The sequence below is a fragment of the Flavobacterium sp. YO64 genome, assembly GCF_004119505.1.
Taxonomy (GTDB): domain Bacteria; phylum Bacteroidota; class Bacteroidia; order Flavobacteriales; family Flavobacteriaceae; genus Flavobacterium; species Flavobacterium oncorhynchi.
Genome location: NZ_NRQV01000009.1, coordinates 62,982 through 82,947, shown reverse-complemented (window position 1 = coordinate 82,947; position 19,966 = coordinate 62,982). Strand labels below are relative to the sequence as shown.

Genomic DNA, 19,966 nt, shown 5'->3' with positions numbered 1-19,966 from the left:
CTCAGAGCAGCAAAATCTAAAATCTACATTCTAAAATTTAAATTTAAATAACTCCCATTTTCTGCATTAAAAAAGTAGCGCTTTTATTTTTGCAGATTCCAGCACGAAGCTTATAATCAAAATGAAGTTCGTTATTTTTAATCTCGACTTCAAAACATTGATTTGTTAGAATCTCTGGATATTCATTTGTAGTTAAACAAACCTCAATATCATGTGTTGCAATTGCACCAATTGCTTTTTTTGCGATTACTTTCTTAACTACCTCAATAGTTCCATTTCGTTTATCATCAGAGTTTGTACCTCTTAAAATTTCATCGAGCAGTACAAATGCAGGACGGTCTTCTAAAGCGTCCATAATTTGTTTTAGTCGCTTAATTTCAGCAAAAAAGTACGATTCGCTGTCTGCTAAAGAATCAGACAATCGCATTGAAACCAAAACTGGAAGTGGATGAATATTTGCCTTTGAAGCACAAACAACTGAACCAATTCCGCCAAGAACCATATTAATTCCTAAGCTTCTTAAAAAAGTACTTTTTCCAGACATATTTGACCCTGTTAAAATCATAAATGATTCAGGATAAAAGTGTGTGTCATTCCCTACTCTGCTTATCGGATTTAATAATGGATGGCTTAAATTTTCGAAACCTATTTTGTATTCTGTATTAATTTCAGGATACACAAAGTCAGGATTATTATGTGCTAAATTTGCTAAGCTGTTCAAAGCTTCAAATTCTCCAATAATCGAAATCCATTTTTCAAGTTCTTCTGAATAATTTTCTTTCCATTTTAAAAGTGATCTCAAAACATGAAGATTAAACAAAAAGGTACCGTTAAAAACAATTGCAGTCACTAAATTATTTATTGTATCCATTCTTGAAAACAATTCAGATAATTGTTTTAGATGCTTGCTTGCAGTTGCATTTTTAAAAACCAACTGTTTCTGCAAATCGATTAGCTTCTTTGATTCAAAAGTTTCTTTTTCTATTTTTTCAACTAATAAACTATATTGTTTTATGATTTTATCAACGTTATCAGCCTTGGCAATTTCTGAATGAATTCGCTTGAAAGATTTTCCCATGACCATCATGTTGAATATAAAAACATAGGTCAAATAGGACAATAAAATGGTTTTAGATGTAATAATATAAGCGATCAAAAAACCAAAAAAAAGAGTTGGAAGAATAATTGAAAGTGCAATTAAAACTTTAGGTAAAGTATTATTTTTAAATGAATTCCAATGAAGTAATGATTCATAAGAACTTTTAGAATCGTTGCTGACGATTGCTAAAGCATGAAATTCCTGACGCCAATCGATCTTTTTATTTAATTCATCAATTGCCTCTTGATTTTCAAGAATTGCTTCATTAGGAAACAGAATTAATAATTTTTCTGCTAACGTTTTCTTGCCAATAAAAGTAGCGGTTCGGTTTAAGTTTTGAAATAACGAATGCTCTCCAAAAATATCTAAATCGTACGCATAAGGATGATGGAAATCATTGAATTCATTTCCGTTTTCAAAAGGAAGTTTTTCCCTTTTTAAAAACGCGATTTCATTTTCATTGATTTTTAATATTGCTTTTGTGAGTTCCTTTTCAATTGATAATTTAGAATGGATTCTCATTAAAATAAGAAAACCAACAAAAGATAAAAAAGCAAAACCAACATAAAATAATTGATTTGTTTTGATGTAATAAAACAACATAAACAAGCATAGAAATACGCTTAACAGTCTTAAAACACTGATGCTGTTGTATCTTTTATTGATTTTATTAAAAACTTTTGTAAAGTGTTCAACTTTATTTTTATATAATTCCATCTTTATATTTTAATGAAATACAAATATAGGTTTTACACTTACAAAAAGCTTGCGTTTAAGAGTGAATTCATTTTTCATGCATGATCAAAACAGGTATAGAAACTTCTTTGGTGATTTTTTTACTAAAACTTGATTCAAAAATCGACTCAAAAAAAGATCTCTTATGCGTGATAGTTGTCAGAATATCAATGTCTTTATAAAGAATAAAATCAAGAATAGTTTCTTTTATTTCGTCGCTTGGCAGTACTAAAAATTCTACATTCTCAGCTGCAAATTCTTTATCCCATTCTTTAATAGTCGCATCATCAACATCGGTATCAGATGATCTTACATACAAGCTTTTTACTTTTGCATCTGTTTTCTTAGCAATTTTTAATATTTTTCTAAGTACTTCTTTATCTTTTTCGCGATAGCGGGTTGTAAAACCAATTGTTTTGATTTTCTTAAATTTAGCATCAGCTGGAACACACAAAACCGGCACATCAACTCCTGAAATTACAGAATTAGTATTTGATCCTGTAAAGAATTTTGTCCAGTCTGAAGCTCCGCTTGTTCCCATTATTACAAAATCTATCTGATCTTCTTCTACTGCATTTTTAAGATTATAAATCAAATCGCCATCCATTAAACGGTGTTTGATAACAATATCTTCTAATTTTCGTTCTGCCGCAATAGCACGAAGCTTCGGAATTTCATCTTTAAACATTTCAAACTTTGCCAATTCTATCGAACTATAAATCGAAGCATAATTCTCTGGAAAAAACTGACTGTCGTAAACCGGAATCTCAAATGTATGAAGCAAAACAAGCTCGGCTTTGACAATCTTAGCAAATTCTAAAGCGTGTACAAACGCATTTGTTGCTGCTTCAGAAAAATCCGTAGGAAATAATATCTTTTTCATTTTATTTGAGTTTTATAGGTTTGTTACTCAAATTTAAACATTATAAAAACAAAAAGACCTGATAATTATCAGGAATTTAACACTTAATAATTTCTTAATAGGATAAATAAAAAGAGTTATTCTCAGCCATAATTGAATCACTAAGCTCTTTTAATGATTTCTCCTTTTTTTATACCTTTGCACTATGATAAATCAAGATTCTATAGTTGCATTGGCTACTCCATCTGGAGCGGGCGCTATTGCAATAATTCGTATTTCGGGTGCTGAAGCCATTACAATTGGTAATTCTGTTTTTAAATCCATTAAAAATAAAGACTTAACGAAGCAAAAAACACATACTTTGCATTTAGGGCATATTATAGATAATGAAAAAACACTTGACGAAGTTTTGATATCTGTTTTTAAAGGTCCCAATTCTTACACAGGCGAAGATACTATTGAAATTTCTTGTCACGGCTCTACTTATATTCAACAGCAGATTATTCAGTTATTATTGCGAAAAGGCTGCAGAATGGCTGATGCGGGAGAATTTACTTTAAGAGCTTTCTTGAATGGAAAACTTGATTTATCGCAAGCAGAAGCTGTAGCCGATTTGATTTCATCAGATAATGAGGCTTCGCACCAAATCGCCATGCAACAAATGCGCGGCGGATTTAGTAATGAAATTGCGAAACTAAGAGAGGAACTTTTAAATTTTGCTTCTTTAATTGAGCTTGAATTAGATTTTGCTGAAGAGGATGTTGAGTTTGCTGATAGAACGCAATTCCATGAGTTACTGAACCGAATTGAATTTGTTTTAAAACGTTTAATTGATTCGTTTGCTGTTGGAAATGTAATTAAAAATGGAATTCCAGTTGCAATTGTCGGTGAACCGAATGTAGGAAAATCGACTTTATTGAATGCTTTATTAAATGAAGAACGTGCAATTGTTTCAGACATTGCAGGAACAACTCGCGATACTATAGAAGACGAATTGGTGATTGGCGGTATCGGTTTTCGCTTTATAGACACCGCGGGAATTCGTGAAACTAAAGATGTTGTTGAAAGTATTGGAATCAAAAAAACTTTTGAAAAAATTGATCAGGCTCAGGTTGTGATTTATTTGTTTGACGGTTTAAAGTTCCAAGTTTCAAGTTCTGAGTTTGTTTCTGAAATTGAACAAATCAAGAATAAATACCCGCTGAAACCTTTAGTAATTGTCGTAAATAAAAGAGATATATTGTCTGCTGACGAAGTTTCAAACATTACAAGTAAGCTTGAAAATTTAAATGCAAAACTTTTATTGATATCAGCTAAAGAGAAAATTGGTGTTGACGATTTAAAGAATGAATTACTTTCTTTTGTAAATACTGGCACTCTTCGTAACAATGAAACTATAGTTACAAATACAAGACATTATGATTCTTTACTTAAAGCTTTAGATGAGATTCAAAAAGTAAAATACGGTCTTGAAACTAATCTTTCAAGTGACCTTATAGCACTTGATATTCGTGAAGCTTTGTACCAATTTGGATTGATTACTGGTCAGGTTTCTAATGATGAATTGCTAGGAAATATTTTTGCTAACTTTTGTATCGGGAAATAAATGACAATACAAGATTTAGTCGGTGATTACTCTATTTCTGGAAAGAATCAAGACGAAAACCATGAAATTACCTATAAAGGTGTTTTGAGTTTGTCTTTAGATAAAAATAACCGAATTAAAGCCAAATGGCTTATTAATAATTCACAAGAACAAAAAGGTTCTGGTTTCTTTAAGGACAATATTCTGGTAATCAATTTCAGCTACAAAGGTGAAGACAACAAAACTTACAAAGGAGTTGCTGTCTATCGATGCCTAACCAAAGATGTTTTGGATGGATTTTGGTCTGAAAAACACGGGAATCCGCTCTACTTAGGTGCTGAACACTGTTTGAGGATAAAAAGTATTGAAAAGCTAAACTAGTACAAAGAATAAGAAATTATCGTTTTATGAACGCGGTTTAGGTAAATTTCTATCGTACATAACAATAGTTCCTGCTACGGCTACATTTAAACTTTTTACTGATTTGAATTTTACTAAATGGTGGCATTTTTCCATTACTTTTTTGGATAGACCGTGATCTTCTGCGCCCAATAAATATACACAACGTCTTGGATGTTCGTAAGTTTCTAAATCAGAAGCTCTTTCGTTTAGTTCAACACCTACTAATCGCGCTCCTTTAGGCAGGTTTTCAAGGAAAGCTTCAAAAGTATCGTAATGAAAATAAGGAATCGCTTTTACGGCATCGTGAGTATCACATGCTTGTTTGGCATATCGATTCCCTATGGTAAATATAAAAGTAGCACCCAAGTTTTGAGCTGATCGCCACAAAACACCTAAGTTTTCGGGTGTTTTACCATTCTGTATTCCTATTCCAAAGTATTCGTTTGTAAAATTATCATTCATAGTTGCAAAAATACAAACTGTCTAAGTATAAATCAATTTTTTATTGAGATACAGCAAATATTATAAAAGGCGCAAATTTCTAATGAAACTAGCGCCTTTTTATAATGTACTTAAAAAAACATTTATTATTTTACTTCTCCTTTTTCGGGTTGCAAGTATCATTTTAATACTCTTGCTGTTTAATTCCTAAAAAGATGCCGCTAAAAAGGTCTTTATGGTGTACTCTTTTTTGGCGGGAAAAAGAAATGCGAAGGTTTATTTAAAAAATATCTAAAGATAGCTCGCGCGACTTGTCTAAGTTCTAAAAGAGGAATATTTCGAGAACGAAATGCAAGTCCTAGTGATAAACTGAAACTTACCATAAAATTAACTAAACCAATAAGCCCGATACCTAAAATAGACCACAAAAATATTTCTTGCGTAAGATAAAAGTCGGCGCCATATAATGCCATTGCAAAATTTCCACTTGCAAAAGTTATATGTCTGATATCAATATTTAACCCAAAGAATATCCCTATGAAAACGGTACTTCCCATAAAAACACCAAACCAAAAATTAGAAACAATTCCTGCCCATTTGTTTTCATATAATGATGCCAGCTTCTTTGTCCATTTTTTACCTAAACTCAACTTTAATAAAGGATGCTCTTGAATACGATAATAAATATGGTTATGCTTATCGCGATTGGCAATACTACCGGCAATAATTCCAGATAGGAATAAAAATACACCTGCTATAGCCGCATGAAATATTGCTGCTGAATAAATAGGATTTAAATCGTAAATTAAAGTCGGCCATTTTTCCTTGGCAATATTATAATGAAATATTTGATCGATAGCCCAGATTCCGAATAATGAAACTGGAAAGGCAATAATCACATTCCCCACAAAAGCTATGAACTGTGAACGAAACACTCGCGCAAAAAATATGGCAAACTCTTTATACTTGTAGTTTTTTTTGTCTTGTATTTTCTGCTTAAATCCTTCTTGCAAAGCTCTAACTAAAGCTGAAGCAGTCATTGCCGGCTGTTTTGTCGCAAGCGTAAAGCCGAGAATATATATAATGATGAATCCAATCGAATAATTCATACTATATAAAAAAATATGACCAAATCCACTGGTTTCAACCTTTCCTAACAAGAGTTTGATAATACATAAAATTCCAACTATAAAACCACCTCCAGCTGCCGAAAAGAACATTTTGTAATATTCCTTACGATCGTTGGTTATATAATGTTCGCCTGTATCGGCCGTATGCTGGGTAATTTCATAAGATAAAAGCTGAGTACTTTCATTGACCAATTTTCGAATATTGTTTTTGTCACAATTGTATTTAATGAGTTTATACGACAGCGAAATTGTATTTCTTGTAGCCTCTTCCTCATTACCTTGTATTAAAATTGGTAAAAGCGATTTCAAACGCTCAAGCTGCTGACGGATTCTTAAAAGACTTTGATTTACATGTAATGAAATTCCAAATTTATTACTGTTTTTAAATGCAGTTTCAATATAATCAACGCATTGCTTGTGCAAAATAATTAACTGTTTGTAGCCTAAATCATCCTCATTTATTGGTTTTTCAGAAGATTCGATTAGTCTTTCATTCATCAGTAATAATTCTCGTTGAAAAGCTATAAAGGGACTTTCGAGATTTTCATACTCTGGAACCATTCGTATTACATCAGTTTCCATTGCTGATCCGCAAATACGATAGGTAATCACCTCCATTGCAAAAATTAGCTCATTAAATGATTCATTATCTTCTTTCAATTCATAAATAGAACGAAATTGCAACAATGAAAATAATTCGAATACTTGTTTTTTAGGTACTTTTTTAATCCATATTGGGTCTGTATTGACAAAGAATATCTGATTTAAAATAAATTGTAAGGTATCTTTTTCTGGCTGTTCCGGAATTAGTTTAGCAAAAATCCTTTTTCGTACTTCAAAAAAGAAATTGGCATCTTGAAGAATACCTGCATCTGAAAGAATTTTATTAAACTTCTTTTTTTCTAGATGTGCATTGATGCAAATCATCAATCCGTTGCGGTAATTTTGATTTTCTCGAAGCAGGTTAATTAACTCTGACAGATCTACAACAACTGCTTTCTTAGGACTTTTAGGGCGAATTAAATTCACTAATTTCACCAGCAATTCTACATTTTCGCTATAAGATTCTACTGTTAAATTGTTACTAAAGTTTTTTTCAAAATAGTATTTCAATGTCATTTTTCTTTTTCTCCTCAATTTCATTCTAATCAAATTTTATTACAGCAAATTCTCTTATATGGTATATAGAAAGAAAGCTTGTTTAGTATTGCAATATACTGTTTAAGAATTATAGTCTTTTTAAATTTTATCTTAAAGTATTTTTCACGAGATTTTATTTAGCCATAAAATCAACGTTTTCATGTGTTTAAATAAAAAAAAATCGTCCGAACGAAACGTACAGACGAAGTATTACAATTAACTAATTATTATAGAATAAAACCTAAAATTCAACACCTAAAACACTCTTAGTAAAGAATGTATACATTTAACACTTAAGATATACTGTCTTGTTTTGGATTATAAAGCATAGCTGTACACAAACAATTTTTTCGATCTTTACTCAATAAAATTGAGCAATTAACACAAGATTTGCAATTCTCCCAGAAAGCATCATCAGTAGTTAATTCAGAATAAGTGACGGGTTCAAAACCAAGTTCATGGTTCATTTTCATTACAGCCAATCCTGTAGTCAGACTAAATATTTTAGCTTCAGGATATTTTTGACGGCTGAGCCAGAAAATTTTTTGTTTAATTTTTTTTGCCAAACCCGTATGCCTAAATTGCGGCGCCACTATCAATCCCGAATTAGAAACATACTCCCCATTATTCCAATTAGAAATAAACGAAAAACCAGCCCACGTTCCATCTGATGCAAAAGCAATAACAGCTTCACCTTTTTTCATTTTTTCTTCCAGTAATTCTGGAGAACGCCCCGAAATTCCTGTTCCCCTAGCTAAAGCTGATGACAACGTAGTATTGCAAATTTCATTTGACCAAAATACATGGTTGACATTAGCAATTTCGATTGTAAAATTTGGTGATTCTTCTGTCTCTTGATTATGGATTGATAAAATCTCTGGTACAGAAAGCAAAAAGCCTTTGTCTAAAAAATCTAAAACAGATTGTTGGGTTTTCATATTTTATTTAGCTTATTGATTTAATTAATAATGCTGATACAAAATAATATTTCCAAAACATATACCAATTCTGACGTTACAACTCTTTTGAACGTGTTACATGCTGTCTTTGTTCAGTTTACACCGATACTAAGATCTTTCTAAATAAGTGAGAGTACTATCAAAATGATACGATTATATCATTTTGATATTGCAGTAAACAAAAAATGATGAGATTAAAAATCTCATCATTTTTTGTTTTTTAAGTCGAAAGTAAACTCTCATAATACTTTTTTACATCTTTCCAATGATAATAAGGCGCTTTATCTGTTTGAATAGTTGGAACCAATATTTCTTTTTCATGCAAAAGAAATTTCACAAGAATATCATCTGATTTTCGTTTTCTGAAAAATACAATTTGTATGTTTCCTGCCATAGGCGCAATTTTAAAACTGCTCCAAGCTTCGTAAAATTTACTCGAATCTGAAATGCTATTGTAACTTCCGTCTAAATGAAGCAGCATTGCCAACGGAATTATATTGCCATCATGTGCAAAACGCAGCGTCGCACCTTTTCCTTTTGATGCAATTATCTTGTTGGCATTTTCAAGGATATTTTTCAGTGTAGGTTTTTGATTTTCAAACATAATTCCATTATTAAGTGCTGCGTTTGCATCATTTACATATATACGATAATTACTGGTCTGCCATAAATCAAACAGTTCTTGTTTTTCGAACAAATCATAAAATGACAACTTTGTTTCGGTATTTTGCATTCCTCCTGCGATCGCAAATAACTTATTCATAAGATCATTTGAATTCACTTTCTTGAGGATATAATCGTTGTTAGAAAATAAGGATTTCATTAAACGATCTGGCTGGGTATGAGCGGCTTCAAATTTTAGAAAATCTTCCTTCCAAGTATTTTTAGCAGCTCTAAAAGCAATCGCTTCTTTTGTATGATAATTCAAATATTGCTGCCATTTTACACCAGCATTTCGAGTAATCTGTAAGTCTGGATTAAACTCTTTTATTCGTTCGCAAAAAGCATCCATACTTAATGCAACTCGCAATACCGATGTGGCGCTTGCCTCTACTTGAGCATCTTTTGTAAATACTTTAGGATAATTTGCATACATACGTTCCGCTATACCTCTCTGCTCTCTTTGTCCTAACGGAGAAAGATCACCTCCTCTAAATTCGACTTCAGTCCAAAGCTGCTGTAAACGCTTCAAAGCATCTTTACCTAAATCGGATAAAGATCCATTTTTATCAGCATCTTCAAATAAATTAATAACCTCTTTATAATCATTATCACTTATTAAATAACGAGAGCCGTGGCGCCCAAAATGACTAATATAAAATGCTTCATATCCTTTTGGAACCGGCGTAAGCGGCACAATATCTTTTGCTGGATAAGCATAATATACCCCTGCAGTTTTTTCCGGAGTATCAAATAATTCCTGCGGGGTTGTTTGAGCTAAAACAAAAGATAGATTAATCAGCGTAAATAATAATGATAAAGTAGTTTTTCTCATTTTGATTTCGTTTTTGAAAAGTAAATATATTCCAAATACCAGAAATCAGAAACAGTAAATTAGATCATTAAATTATCATTAATAATTTTACAATACCAGGATCGTAAAATTAAGCACTTTCAGTTTTTCGCAATCGCATCCATACGTAAGTAAGAGCTAGAAAAACCATTGCAGCGCTGGCGTACATAAGCATCGGGATTTTTGCAATTACATCTTGATACATCCATCCAGCTATAAGAGCACCAAGACCAATTCCTGCCTCAAGTGCAATGTACATTGTCGCCATTGCTTTTCCTCGATGATCTGCAAAACTCATATCAACCGTCCACGCATTAAGAGCTGGTGAGACAATTCCTGTAGAGATTCCGTAGACTGCTGCGCCTATTAAAAGTCCGCTGATCGATGTTGAAAATCCGACAATTACAAGTGATATAATTAAAAAGAAAAGTCCAATACCTATTAAATGCAAACGACCATATTTATCAGATGCTTTTCCTGCTCCAAAACGAATCATTACCGAAGTAATTGTAAAAACCATAAAAAACAAACCTTTATTTGTTATTCCTAAATGCTGACTCCAATCCGGAATTAATGTCAATATTACACCATAAGCCATATAAGACAGAAAAGTTACTATAGCCGCCGGAAGCACTTCTACAGCAATAATGTCTTTTCTCGAAATTCTAAGAATACGCAAACTAAAACGTTGTTTGTGTTTCAACGTTTCTTTCATATTCATTAAAATCACAATAGATAAAAGCGCAAAAACAGAAGACGCGTAAAAAAGCATATTCATAGAAGAATATATTTTAATCGTACTCCCAATCGCCGGCCCCAAAGCCATTCCGATAGAAAAACAAAGTCCGTGTAATCCCAAAGCTTCTCCCCAGCGTTCTCTAGGAACAATATCAGCAACATAAGCTGCCGTTGCTGTAGGCTTAAATCCAGTTGAGAATCCGTGAATTAATCGCAAAAACAAAAAACCGGAAACGGTTCCTAAAACAGGATACAGAATACCACAAACAAAACATACAATTGAGCCTACTGCCATAACGGGAACTCTGCCTAAAGTATCCGTCAATCGACCGCTGAATGGTCTTGAAATCCCTGCTGTTAATGTAAAAAACGCTACAATTAATCCTTTATATTCTGCTCCGCCCATTTTACTCAGATATTCAGGGAGTTCGGGAATCAGCATATTGAAACTAGCCGAAAAGAGCAATGAACTTAAACAAACTAATCCAAACTGAAGATTATATATGGGATGAACGGCTTTAACAGGGGAATTCATGAAGTATTTTTAAAAATGCAAAGATAGAGAAAACTCACGCTTCAAGCTAATCGATAATTCTTAATTAAAAAGAAAGACCACTTATGCAAACGAAAATAATCCTAATATTTTCATAATTTGTCCGTTTCTATAAGGGTTAGAAAAGTTCAAAATCCCTATATTTACTTTTTTGGTACTGAAACCAAATGGCACGAATGTAAATTCCTGCTGGTTTATGTCCATTATTTTAAGCACTCAAGATGAAAGAATATACCATAGCAGCAGGATTATCAGCTGTAGAAAATAATCCTGTATCAAATAATAAAATAGTAAAAGCCGATTTATTACCTAATCCAAAATCCAGATTAGATTCGATGGAAATGAAGGAAACTCCTCTTTCTGATTCTGACATTCCATATAGAGATTTAACAGATGCAGCGAGTAAAAAAGAAAGTATTACACGACTGATAGATAAATTGGATGTTGAAAAAAACATTAGATATCAAAGAACTGTAGAGGACACTTATTGCAATGTCTATTCTTATGATTATTGCTGGTTTTCTAAAGTGTATCTCCCAACGGTTTGGTGGACTGATGAAGCTCTCGAAAAGATAATGAATGGACAAGAGGTTGAAGCTGTTTTTGAAGAAACGGTTGATCGTATTTACTCTAGCGCAATACACGATTGGTTTTTGCAATGGGGCTCTAATTTTGGCTGGGAAAGAATGTATAGTCCCGATGAAATTCAAAATAAGGTAAATACTAATGGCGGAATTGGAATAATTTGCGCCAAAAGAAGAGAAAAAGGACTTTCCGGACATATTGTTCCCGTTGTTCCCGAAACTGATTTACACAAAGCTTATCGAGAAAATGGTGCAGTTGTTTATCCGCTGCAATCGCAAGCTGGAAAGCTGAATTACAACTACTTTTCGGAAATTAGAAAAGATTGGTGGAATGACGAGTTGTACTCTTCTTATGTTTTTTATTATCACGAATAAAAAGCATTTGAGTTTTATTTTAAAACCCTAAAAAAACATATTCATTTCCATTGCACTAACAGCTTGGAAATAATCTAATTATTCACTACTTTTGCAGCTTAGAAAAAAACAAGTATTGCAAAAGTTCCGTCTACGCTATACTACAGCTTAAATTATTGATATAAAAGCGATTAATAACGATAACTATTTTATAACCCAATTGTAAAATTTTATTTTTTTATTACTCTTTCAGTCGATATAAATGCACAATTTCTAAACGATAATTTCCTATATTTTTAAAAGTAAACGAAAAACTTTTATAATGGAGGCAACAATAATGCTTAATCCGTTACAAGGTTTCTTGTCCCTAATTTTAACAGAATTAGGTTCGCGTTTACGGATAAAAAGTATCAATCTAAAAAAGTTTTATCAACCATAAAAAAGAAAAAAGTATAAATGAAAGACAATCAGACAAAAAAGTATTATTGGGGAATTGGATTAGAGAATGAAACCTATTTGCAATTTGCAGATCCCTTGATAGTCTCTGGTGAATTTATACAAGAAAAAATTGGTTTTGAGAAATACAGTATTGATTATAGAAAATGTTACAAACCAGAAAGCCTTGCTCCTGTTTTAAAAAAAGCTTTTAACTTGAATGAAAGCTATACCGTAAGCAGAATGATGAATAGTCATTCTTTGGAAAAACTCGATATAAATTATCAGCATAAAACATTATCGCCGCTAAAGTCATTAAGCAATACAGAAAATGGCGAGGTAAACACACAGCCACTTGAGAATCCTGATTATCTTGGAAAATCTATTATGGAACTTTTCCTGGAAGATCAGCCCTATAATATTCAGAGTATGATTACTCAAAGAAACAAAACGATGGGATCTGTTCATTTTGATGGTGATTCTATCGAATTTGTAACTAAATATTTTGAAAACAGAACGGTAGTTGATTCGTGCAAAGAACTAAAAGCAACCAAAAAACTTTTTATTGATAAAATAAACGAATCGCGCATATTGAACGGAAAATTAGATTTTCCAGATTATAACAATGGTCTTAATATGTTTATGACAAATCAGGAAAATCTGGTTTTGTTTAATAATGGAACGTATCATTTTCATATTACTTTACCATCATTAACTGAAGACAGCAGAATTGTAGATTATAATAATTTTGAAAAAACACATTCAAACGCTATTTATCTATTGCAATGGTTTGAGCCGTTTTTTATAGCTACTCTTGGAAGCCCCGATATTATGGGAGTAATAAGTGACACTTACAGCATGGACAAAAAATTTACTTTGGGTTCTATGCGCAACGCAATGTCTCGCTACATAGGCGTAGGCACGTACAATAAAGCAATGCCAAAAGGAAAAATCCTAACTTACAAAGTTGATGATTTTAGAAAATTACTGAAGTTTACAAAAGAAGAAAACATTTGGTGGCGTGATCAAGTTGAAGCCGAAATGGAATACGAGATGCTCTCGGAAATTGGTCTTGATTTTAATCAGGAAAAAATGTACCAAAGCGGTTTTGAATTCAGAAGTTTTGATGAGTTTCCGGCACAATACTTAAACGATGTTCTTTTCTCGATTATTTTAATTTGTGAACATTCGTTGAACTTACCTGATGTACAATGGGCGCATGACAGCAAAGCGTGGAATAATCTCGTTTTTAAAACTTTAAAAATGGGCTATTCAACTGAAATCAATAAAGAAGAGAAGAATGAAGTTTTAAATTTACTACAGCTTTTAAATGCTTCAGATGAAAACTACAATACATTAAAAACTGAATTTGAAACCATTGTAATGCTGGATGAATTCTTCTTTAAAATTCTAGAAGTTTTGCATCATAAATACAAAGAAAATAATATTTGTTTGGACGCTATGTACGGACAAAAAACAAACTTTCCACCTAAATGGGATAACTTTAATAAATATCAAACAGAGAGACATTTAAAGCAAATAAGTTCCTTCTGCGAAAATTAAAATTCTATATGAATAAAAAAAGCGTCAATTTTCTATTGAAAACTGGCGCTTTTTGCATTTAAACAATAACGAAATTGTATTTTAAAAAGACAAGAAAAAGTCTAAGTTTATAAAGGCTCTGCTTTAAAACCTTTACTTTTAATAATTGCAACTATTTCGTCCTCTGTTGCTCCTTCTGATTGAACCGTAAGTATTTTATCAGCATTATCAGTATCTACATTCCATTGAGCAATACCTTTAGCATTGTCTAAATCAGATTTTACTTTAGCTACACACCCGCCGCAATTAAGGGTTGTTTTGAATTGAAGATTTTTATTTTCCATTTTGTATGATGTTTTATAATTATTTGATACAGCAAATTTCCGCCATTTTTTCCTCAATCTGCTTATAATATTCCGTATTTGATTTGTGATATTTACTGATTGTTTTATAAAAAGGTTCTGAGGTTCTGAGATACTGAGGTTCTAAGAGACAAAGGTTCAAAGGTTTTTTAGATACTTTGTTATTATAGAATTTTATTTCAAAAAAAAGACCTCATTTAAACTGCTTCAAAAATCGCAATGAAGAGGAAAAATGAGGTCAATAAATCAATTAAACTAAAATTAATTTAAAACGGCGGCATATAAATTAGGAAACCACCGTTTTAGCAAACGCATCAAGGTTTACTTTTTCCATTTTAAGCGCAAACTGTTGCTTACTACACTTACACTGCTCAAAGCCATTGCAGCTCCGGCAATCATTGGGTTTAGCAAGAATCCGTTTATTGGATATAATACTCCTGCAGCAAGAGGAATACCAATTAGATTATAAATAAATGCCCAGAATAAGTTTTGCTTTATGGTTGCTACTGTTTGTTTAGACAAACGAATAGCTTGAGGTATTTTATTAAGATCTGATGAAATAATAGTCATTTTTGCTACATCCATCGCAATGTCACTTCCCTTGCCCATTGCAATACTTACATCAGCAGTTGCTAATGCAGTACTGTCGTTTATACCATCACCAACCATTGCTACAACTTTACCTTGCTGCTGTAATTCTTTTACAAAATCAGCTTTATACTGAGGCATTACCTCTGCTTTATAATGTTTTATTCCTGTTTGTTCAGCGATAGCTTTTGCAGTAGCTTCATTATCACCTGTAAGCATATAGAGTTCTATACCCATATCTTGCATTTGTTTAATCGCTTCTACAGATGTCTCTTTTATTTTATCGGAAATTGCAATAACCGAAAGCGCTTCTTTACTACTGGCAAACCAAATTACAGTTTTAGACTCTTTACCCCAAGCATCGGCTTGCTCTACTAATGAATCAGCAATCGTAATATTATTTTCAGCCAATAATTTTTTATTACCTACAAAATAGGTTTCGTTATTATAAACTGCTTTCGCTCCCTTACCAGTAATACTGTCAAAATCTGATAAAGACACACTTTGCACACCATCTAAATTTTTCACTACGGCTTCTGCCAGAGGATGTTCAGATTGCTTTTCGATACTAAGCAGTATATCTTTTGTTACATCATTATTATCTAACCATTTGACACCTGTTACTTGTGGTTTTCCTTCGGTAATAGTTCCAGTCTTATCCAAAACAATAGCAGTAACTTTTCTGGCTAATTCTAAACTTTCGGCATCTTTAATTAGTATACCATTTTCAGCACCTTTACCTACTCCAACCATTATAGCCGTAGGTGTTGCAAGACCTAAGGCACAAGGACAAGCAATTACTAATACCGTAACAGCAGCCAATAAAGCTTGCGCTACAGCATTATCACCTCCTAAAACTATCCAGACAATAAAAGTCAATATTGCTATACCAATAACAATAGGAACAAAAATACCTGCAATTTTATCTACTAATTTTTGCACAGGAGCTTTGCTTCCTTGCGCATCTTGCACCATTCTAATGATTTGCGCAAGCATGGTTTCTCTACCAACTTTAACAGCTTCAAACTGAAAACTTCCTTTTTGATTTATTGTTCCAGCAAAAACCTTTTCATTCTCTTTTTTCAACACAGGAACTGGTTCACCGCTCAACATACTTTCATCAACGTATGAATTTCCCGAAATCACCATTCCGTCTACAGCAATTTTTTCACCAGGTTTTACCAAGATAATTGCTCCAGCATGTACATCCTCAATAGCGGTTTGTTTTTCAGTGCCATCAGGCTGAATAACCATCACGGTTTTGGGCTGTAAACCCATAAGTTTTTTTATTGCTGATGAAGTATTTCCTTTGGCTTTTTCTTCTAATAATTTACCTAAAAGAATAAATGCAATAACTACCGCTGCAGCTTCAAAATATACGTGAGCATGTAATCCTCGTTGATGCCAAAAATCCATGAATAACATATTGAATACACTAAACAAATACGCAATTCCTGTACTTAAAGCCACCAGCGTATCCATATTGGCAGAACCGTGTTTGGTTTGTTTCCATGCGTTTATAAAGAAGTCTTTCCCTAACCACAGAATTACCGGTGTAGAAAAAAGCCACATAATTTCATTACCATAAGGCATATCCATAAAAAACATACCAATAGTTACCACAGGCAATGATAATAGAACTGCCCAAATGGTTTTATTTTTTAATTTTTTGAAATTTTCAGCATGAATAGCTTCTAAAGATTCTTGCTGCTTAGCTTCGTCTTCAATAAGTAAATCGTAACCAACAGCTTGAACCGCTTTTTGAAGTTTATTTGCATCTGTTAGATTAGGAAGATATTCCACCGTTAAATTTCCAGTTGCAAAATTTACCGATGCATCAACTACTCCTAATTCATACGATACAATGCTTTCTGCGCTGCCTGCACAAGATGCACAAGTCATGCCTAGAACAGGAAAAGTTTTTTTTACGGTTGGTACACCATATCCTAAGTCTTTGATAGCTTTTACAGCATTGCCAACGGTTTCATTTCCTTTTACGGTAATAACAGCTCTGCGATTGTTTACTTCTACTTTATGAGTTTCAACACCTTTGACCTCTGCCAATCCTTTATCTACGATTAAAGCACAGTGCTCACTCTCTACGTTTTCCAGCAGAATGAAAATTGTTTCCTTAGTATTATTATTTGTTGCCATAATTCACTTGTTGTAACTTATTATGCAAAGTTGGCAACAATAGCAGTAAGTTTTATTGCGTAATTATGGATTTGATTTGTAAAATTTACTTAAACCTTGTCCAGCGGCTTTCTTTTTTCTGATCGAATCTGCTTAAAATGACTTGGCGTTAATCCCGTTACTTTCTTAAATTGATTGCTTAAGTAAGCAACACTTGAATAGTTTAAACGCAAAGCTATTTCGCTCAGCGATAATTCATCATAAACCAAAAGTTCTTTTATTTTTTCGACTTTTTGAGCAATAAAATATTTTTCTATCGTAGTCCCCTCAACCTCAGAAAACAAATTTGAAAGATAATTGTAATCATGATTGATTTTTTCGCTTAATATATCTGATAAATTATTCTTTGTGTCATTGTCCTGATGATGCACTAAATCGATAATAATATTTTTTATCTTTTCAATTATCCTGCTTTTTTTATCATCAATTACTTCAAAACCTAAAGGAACTAAAGCTTCTTCAAGCAAATTTCTTTCGTCAGAGCTAAGTTCTTTTGTCAGGCTTACTTCTCCAAGTTTAATATTTGTAAAGTCTAAACCGAGTTTTTCGAGTTCATTTTGAACTACCATTATACAGCGATTACAAACCATGTTTTTTACGAATAATGTACTCATAGCCTTATTAGATCAGGATTTTATTAAATTTATAGTAATAACAAATCTACCACTAAAATTCAATTAATCATTCTATAAATAGCAAGTGTTTCAATATCCATCCCAAATGTTGACGGATTTAATTTCTTGAGATACTATTGTGAAGGATTTAACCGCAAAGAGCGCAAGGGATTACGCTAAACTTTGTGTTCTTAACGTAATCCCTTGCGCTCTTTGCGATTTTAAAAACTTAATCTATGATATTTAAAAAGTCACAAATTTTACTCCCAAACTAAACCATCTTGAAGGAAGCGGAATTGCTCCAACTTCATAATATTTAGCATTAAAGATATTTTGTGCATCAACATAAATTGTTAGTTTGTTTATGGCTTGACTTACTCTGAAATCATTAATCCAGTATGATGGACCAGTTATTCTTTTATTAAAACGAGTAGCAAATAACGCTGTAAATTTTTTATGCTGAAAATCTATTGTATTTGTTATTTGATGTTCGAGAGATGAAACCAAATATTTAGCATACAGATCATCAATAACGTCTTGAAATTTAAAATCTAAATATGAGTATGCCAAATTAATGTTTAGCCTAGAATCAATAGAAAAATTAACTCTATAGTTGGTACGCAAATTAAAACCATTTGTATTCAGATTTCCGTAGTTGTTACTTTGCCACGGCTGAGTGGTAACATCTCTCGTCCAATCTATAAAATTGCTGATCTTTCTATAGAAATAATTGGCATTAAAACTAAAATTCTGCTTTGTATATTTGAATCCAATTTCGCTCTGAAATGCATTCTCGGTTACCAAATTCGGATTGCCAATATTCCCTGGACGTTGATTCAAATACAAATCGGTAAATGATGGTATACGTTGACTTGTTCCAATATTCCCAACAATTTTAAAAGCATTTGTAACCGCATAACTTGCATCAAGCCCCGGATAAACCTGCCATTTGTAATCTGAATTATAATTAAGATAAGTACCTAAATTCACATCTAACTTCTCAATAAAAGTAGTTCTGTATTGCAGATAAACTCCAAAATTTTCTCTGTTGTGATCACCAATATTAGACGAGCTGATGTCTTCTGAGCGCACTTCGGCACCAAAACCCAATTCTCCCTTTTCCATCTTGTAAGTTGTATTAACTTCAGCAGCTAATGAATTGGTATAATGCTGGCTCCTGCCCGCTTTTAAATTAGAAATTCCAAAATAACGATAATCATCATAATTATATCTATAACTCACTCGAGGCATAAGCGCCCATTTATTCGATAATTGATGTTTTGACTGTACGGATGCAAATGTGGTTTGTACAACCTCGCTCGAATTTCTATCACCTGGAGCAGCATAAAATCCGTTTGCACCAAATCCGTTATTAATATAACCAAATGAGCTTAAGATTTCATTGTTGTCGTTAATCTGAAAATTACCTTGATAAAATATTTTATTATTTTCGAAAGCTGTATTGTATCGATATCCGTTACTCTTATCATGTGAAGCAAAAAGCGAATGCTGTTGTTTTTCTTTACTAAAAACTCCTCCAGCCTGAATTCCTGTTCCGTAAAATGTATCTCCAGTATCTTGAGTGTCTTTTTCAAAATTAGAGCCCGCATATGTATTAATCAAAAAACCAGATTGAGTTGGCTTTTTGGTTATAATATTTATCGCTCCCGTTAAACTATTTATTCCATAAGTAAGTGCCGCTGGTCCTCGAATTATTTCAATTCTTTCGATCACTTCAACCGGAATTGGCAAATTAAGCATATTGTGCGCCGTTTGAGAATCGATAATTTTAGTTCCGTTTATAAGTACGACAGTCTGTTCAAAACTTCCACCATCAATACTCACATCCGCCTGACTTCCAAATGGGCCCCTTTGTCTTAAATCTACACCATTGGCATATTGTAAAACTTCTTGAATCGTTTTCCCTGGCAATTTTTCAATCGCCGCTTTATCAATTACATATACATTTCTATTTTTTTTAGAAATAGGCGTACTAAATCTATTTTCGTTAATTATTACTTCGTCAATTTTAATAGTGTCTTTTTGCACCTGAGCATATCCGCCAATGCTCATAAAGGCAAATAAAGCAAAATAAATCTTTGTCATTTCTTTTAATTTTTTGCAAAAGTAGTATCTT

The 19,966-nt window shown here is 32.6% G+C and carries 16 protein-coding genes; 4 read left to right on the top strand and 12 right to left on the bottom strand.

Annotation, left to right across the window (positions count from 1 at the left end):
* Positions 1-43: 43 nt before the first annotated feature.
* Positions 44-1,816: a DNA mismatch repair protein gene (locus BOW57_RS08405; RefSeq protein ID WP_129053750.1), complete on the bottom strand. Its 1,773-nt coding sequence runs from the start codon at positions 1,814-1,816 to the stop codon at positions 44-46.
* 67 nt (positions 1,817-1,883) lie between these two features.
* The gene (locus BOW57_RS08400) at positions 1,884-2,717 is read right to left on the bottom strand and encodes a universal stress protein (protein WP_089055838.1); all 834 of its coding nucleotides are present in this window, start codon (positions 2,715-2,717) and stop codon (positions 1,884-1,886) included.
* 184 nt (positions 2,718-2,901) lie between these two features.
* Here BOW57_RS08400 and mnmE point away from each other — a divergent pair, with 184 nt between their 5' ends.
* Complete coding sequence (gene mnmE, locus BOW57_RS08395; protein WP_129053749.1) at positions 2,902-4,302, top strand: tRNA uridine-5-carboxymethylaminomethyl(34) synthesis GTPase MnmE; 1,401 nt, start codon at positions 2,902-2,904, stop codon at positions 4,300-4,302.
* Positions 4,303-4,662, top strand: a complete 360-nt coding sequence (locus BOW57_RS08390) for a hypothetical protein (RefSeq protein WP_129053748.1) — start codon at positions 4,303-4,305, stop codon at positions 4,660-4,662.
* Positions 4,663-4,686: 24 nt separating this feature from the next.
* On the opposite strand, the gene BOW57_RS08385 is transcribed toward BOW57_RS08390, so the two are convergent.
* The 6 genes from BOW57_RS08385 to BOW57_RS20605 all read right to left on the bottom strand — a co-directional run bounded on the left by BOW57_RS08385 (position 4,687) and on the right by BOW57_RS20605 (position 11,361).
* Positions 4,687-5,145 (bottom strand): RNA methyltransferase, encoded by a 459-nt coding sequence (locus BOW57_RS08385; protein WP_129053747.1) that lies wholly within the window; start codon positions 5,143-5,145, stop codon positions 4,687-4,689.
* A 212-nt stretch (positions 5,146-5,357) separates the two neighbouring features.
* Positions 5,358-7,397 carry a site-specific recombinase gene (locus tag BOW57_RS08380; RefSeq protein WP_129053746.1) on the bottom strand — a complete coding sequence of 680 codons (2,040 nt, stop codon included), beginning with the start codon at positions 7,395-7,397 and terminating at the stop codon, positions 5,358-5,360.
* A gap of 290 nt (positions 7,398-7,687) precedes the next feature.
* Positions 7,688-8,332, bottom strand: coding sequence for a GNAT family N-acetyltransferase (locus BOW57_RS08375; RefSeq protein ID WP_241687417.1), 645 nt, complete (start codon positions 8,330-8,332; stop codon positions 7,688-7,690).
* Positions 8,333-8,573: 241 nt separating this feature from the next.
* Entirely contained in the window at positions 8,574-9,848 is a 1,275-nt protein-coding gene (locus BOW57_RS08370; RefSeq protein WP_129053745.1) for a histidine-type phosphatase, read from the bottom strand.
* A gap of 109 nt (positions 9,849-9,957) precedes the next feature.
* Positions 9,958-11,139 carry an MFS transporter gene (locus BOW57_RS08365; protein ID WP_129053744.1) on the bottom strand — a complete coding sequence of 394 codons (1,182 nt, stop codon included), beginning with the start codon at positions 11,137-11,139 and terminating at the stop codon, positions 9,958-9,960.
* An 81-nt stretch (positions 11,140-11,220) separates the two neighbouring features.
* Complete coding sequence (locus BOW57_RS20605) at positions 11,221-11,361, bottom strand: hypothetical protein (RefSeq protein ID WP_164973680.1); 141 nt, start codon at positions 11,359-11,361, stop codon at positions 11,221-11,223.
* 17 nt (positions 11,362-11,378) lie between these two features.
* Here BOW57_RS20605 and BOW57_RS08360 point away from each other — a divergent pair, with 17 nt between their 5' ends.
* Entirely contained in the window at positions 11,379-12,116 is a 738-nt protein-coding gene (locus tag BOW57_RS08360; RefSeq protein ID WP_129053743.1) for a hypothetical protein, read from the top strand.
* A gap of 435 nt (positions 12,117-12,551) precedes the next feature.
* The gene (locus BOW57_RS08355; protein WP_129053742.1) at positions 12,552-14,093 is read left to right on the top strand and encodes a hypothetical protein; all 1,542 of its coding nucleotides are present in this window, start codon (positions 12,552-12,554) and stop codon (positions 14,091-14,093) included.
* 107 nt (positions 14,094-14,200) lie between these two features.
* Here BOW57_RS08355 and BOW57_RS08350 read toward each other — a convergent pair whose 3' ends face one another.
* From BOW57_RS08350 to BOW57_RS08335, 4 genes are all read right to left on the bottom strand, one after another.
* Entirely contained in the window at positions 14,201-14,416 is a 216-nt protein-coding gene (locus tag BOW57_RS08350; RefSeq protein ID WP_129053741.1) for a heavy-metal-associated domain-containing protein, read from the bottom strand.
* Between the two features lie 339 nt (positions 14,417-14,755).
* On the bottom strand, positions 14,756-17,176 hold the full coding sequence (locus BOW57_RS08345) for a heavy metal translocating P-type ATPase (RefSeq protein ID WP_129053740.1): 2,421 nt from the start codon (positions 17,174-17,176) through the stop codon (positions 14,756-14,758).
* An 89-nt stretch (positions 17,177-17,265) separates the two neighbouring features.
* Complete coding sequence (locus tag BOW57_RS08340; protein WP_129053739.1) at positions 17,266-17,829, bottom strand: AraC family transcriptional regulator; 564 nt, start codon at positions 17,827-17,829, stop codon at positions 17,266-17,268.
* Between the two features lie 243 nt (positions 17,830-18,072).
* Positions 18,073-19,935: a TonB-dependent siderophore receptor gene (locus BOW57_RS08335; RefSeq protein ID WP_129053738.1), complete on the bottom strand. Its 1,863-nt coding sequence runs from the start codon at positions 19,933-19,935 to the stop codon at positions 18,073-18,075.
* Positions 19,936-19,966: the final 31 nt, after the last annotated feature.

What these genes read in the sequence shown, in the direction of transcription:
- BOW57_RS08405 (WP_129053750.1), bottom strand. Translation starts at nt 1,816, where the DNA reads ATGGAATTATATAAAAATAAAGTTGAACACTTTACAAAAGTTTTTAAT.
- BOW57_RS08400 (WP_089055838.1), bottom strand. Translation starts at nt 2,717, where the DNA reads ATGAAAAAGATATTATTTCCTACGGATTTTTCTGAAGCAGCAACAAAT.
- mnmE (WP_129053749.1), top strand. Translation starts at nt 2,902, where the DNA reads ATGATAAATCAAGATTCTATAGTTGCATTGGCTACTCCATCTGGAGCG.
- BOW57_RS08390 (WP_129053748.1), top strand. Translation starts at nt 4,303, where the DNA reads ATGACAATACAAGATTTAGTCGGTGATTACTCTATTTCTGGAAAGAAT.
- BOW57_RS08385 (WP_129053747.1), bottom strand. Translation starts at nt 5,145, where the DNA reads ATGAATGATAATTTTACAAACGAATACTTTGGAATAGGAATACAGAAT.
- BOW57_RS08380 (WP_129053746.1), bottom strand. Translation starts at nt 7,397, where the DNA reads ATGAAATTGAGGAGAAAAAGAAAAATGACATTGAAATACTATTTTGAA.
- BOW57_RS08375 (WP_241687417.1), bottom strand. Translation starts at nt 8,332, where the DNA reads ATGAAAACCCAACAATCTGTTTTAGATTTTTTAGACAAAGGCTTTTTG.
- BOW57_RS08370 (WP_129053745.1), bottom strand. Translation starts at nt 9,848, where the DNA reads ATGAGAAAAACTACTTTATCATTATTATTTACGCTGATTAATCTATCT.
- BOW57_RS08365 (WP_129053744.1), bottom strand. Translation starts at nt 11,139, where the DNA reads ATGAATTCCCCTGTTAAAGCCGTTCATCCCATATATAATCTTCAGTTT.
- BOW57_RS20605 (WP_164973680.1), bottom strand. Translation starts at nt 11,361, where the DNA reads ATGGACATAAACCAGCAGGAATTTACATTCGTGCCATTTGGTTTCAGT.
- BOW57_RS08360 (WP_129053743.1), top strand. Translation starts at nt 11,379, where the DNA reads ATGAAAGAATATACCATAGCAGCAGGATTATCAGCTGTAGAAAATAAT.
- BOW57_RS08355 (WP_129053742.1), top strand. Translation starts at nt 12,552, where the DNA reads ATGAAAGACAATCAGACAAAAAAGTATTATTGGGGAATTGGATTAGAG.
- BOW57_RS08350 (WP_129053741.1), bottom strand. Translation starts at nt 14,416, where the DNA reads ATGGAAAATAAAAATCTTCAATTCAAAACAACCCTTAATTGCGGCGGG.
- BOW57_RS08345 (WP_129053740.1), bottom strand. Translation starts at nt 17,176, where the DNA reads ATGGCAACAAATAATAATACTAAGGAAACAATTTTCATTCTGCTGGAA.
- BOW57_RS08340 (WP_129053739.1), bottom strand. Translation starts at nt 17,829, where the DNA reads ATGAGTACATTATTCGTAAAAAACATGGTTTGTAATCGCTGTATAATG.
- BOW57_RS08335 (WP_129053738.1), bottom strand. Translation starts at nt 19,935, where the DNA reads ATGACAAAGATTTATTTTGCTTTATTTGCCTTTATGAGCATTGGCGGA.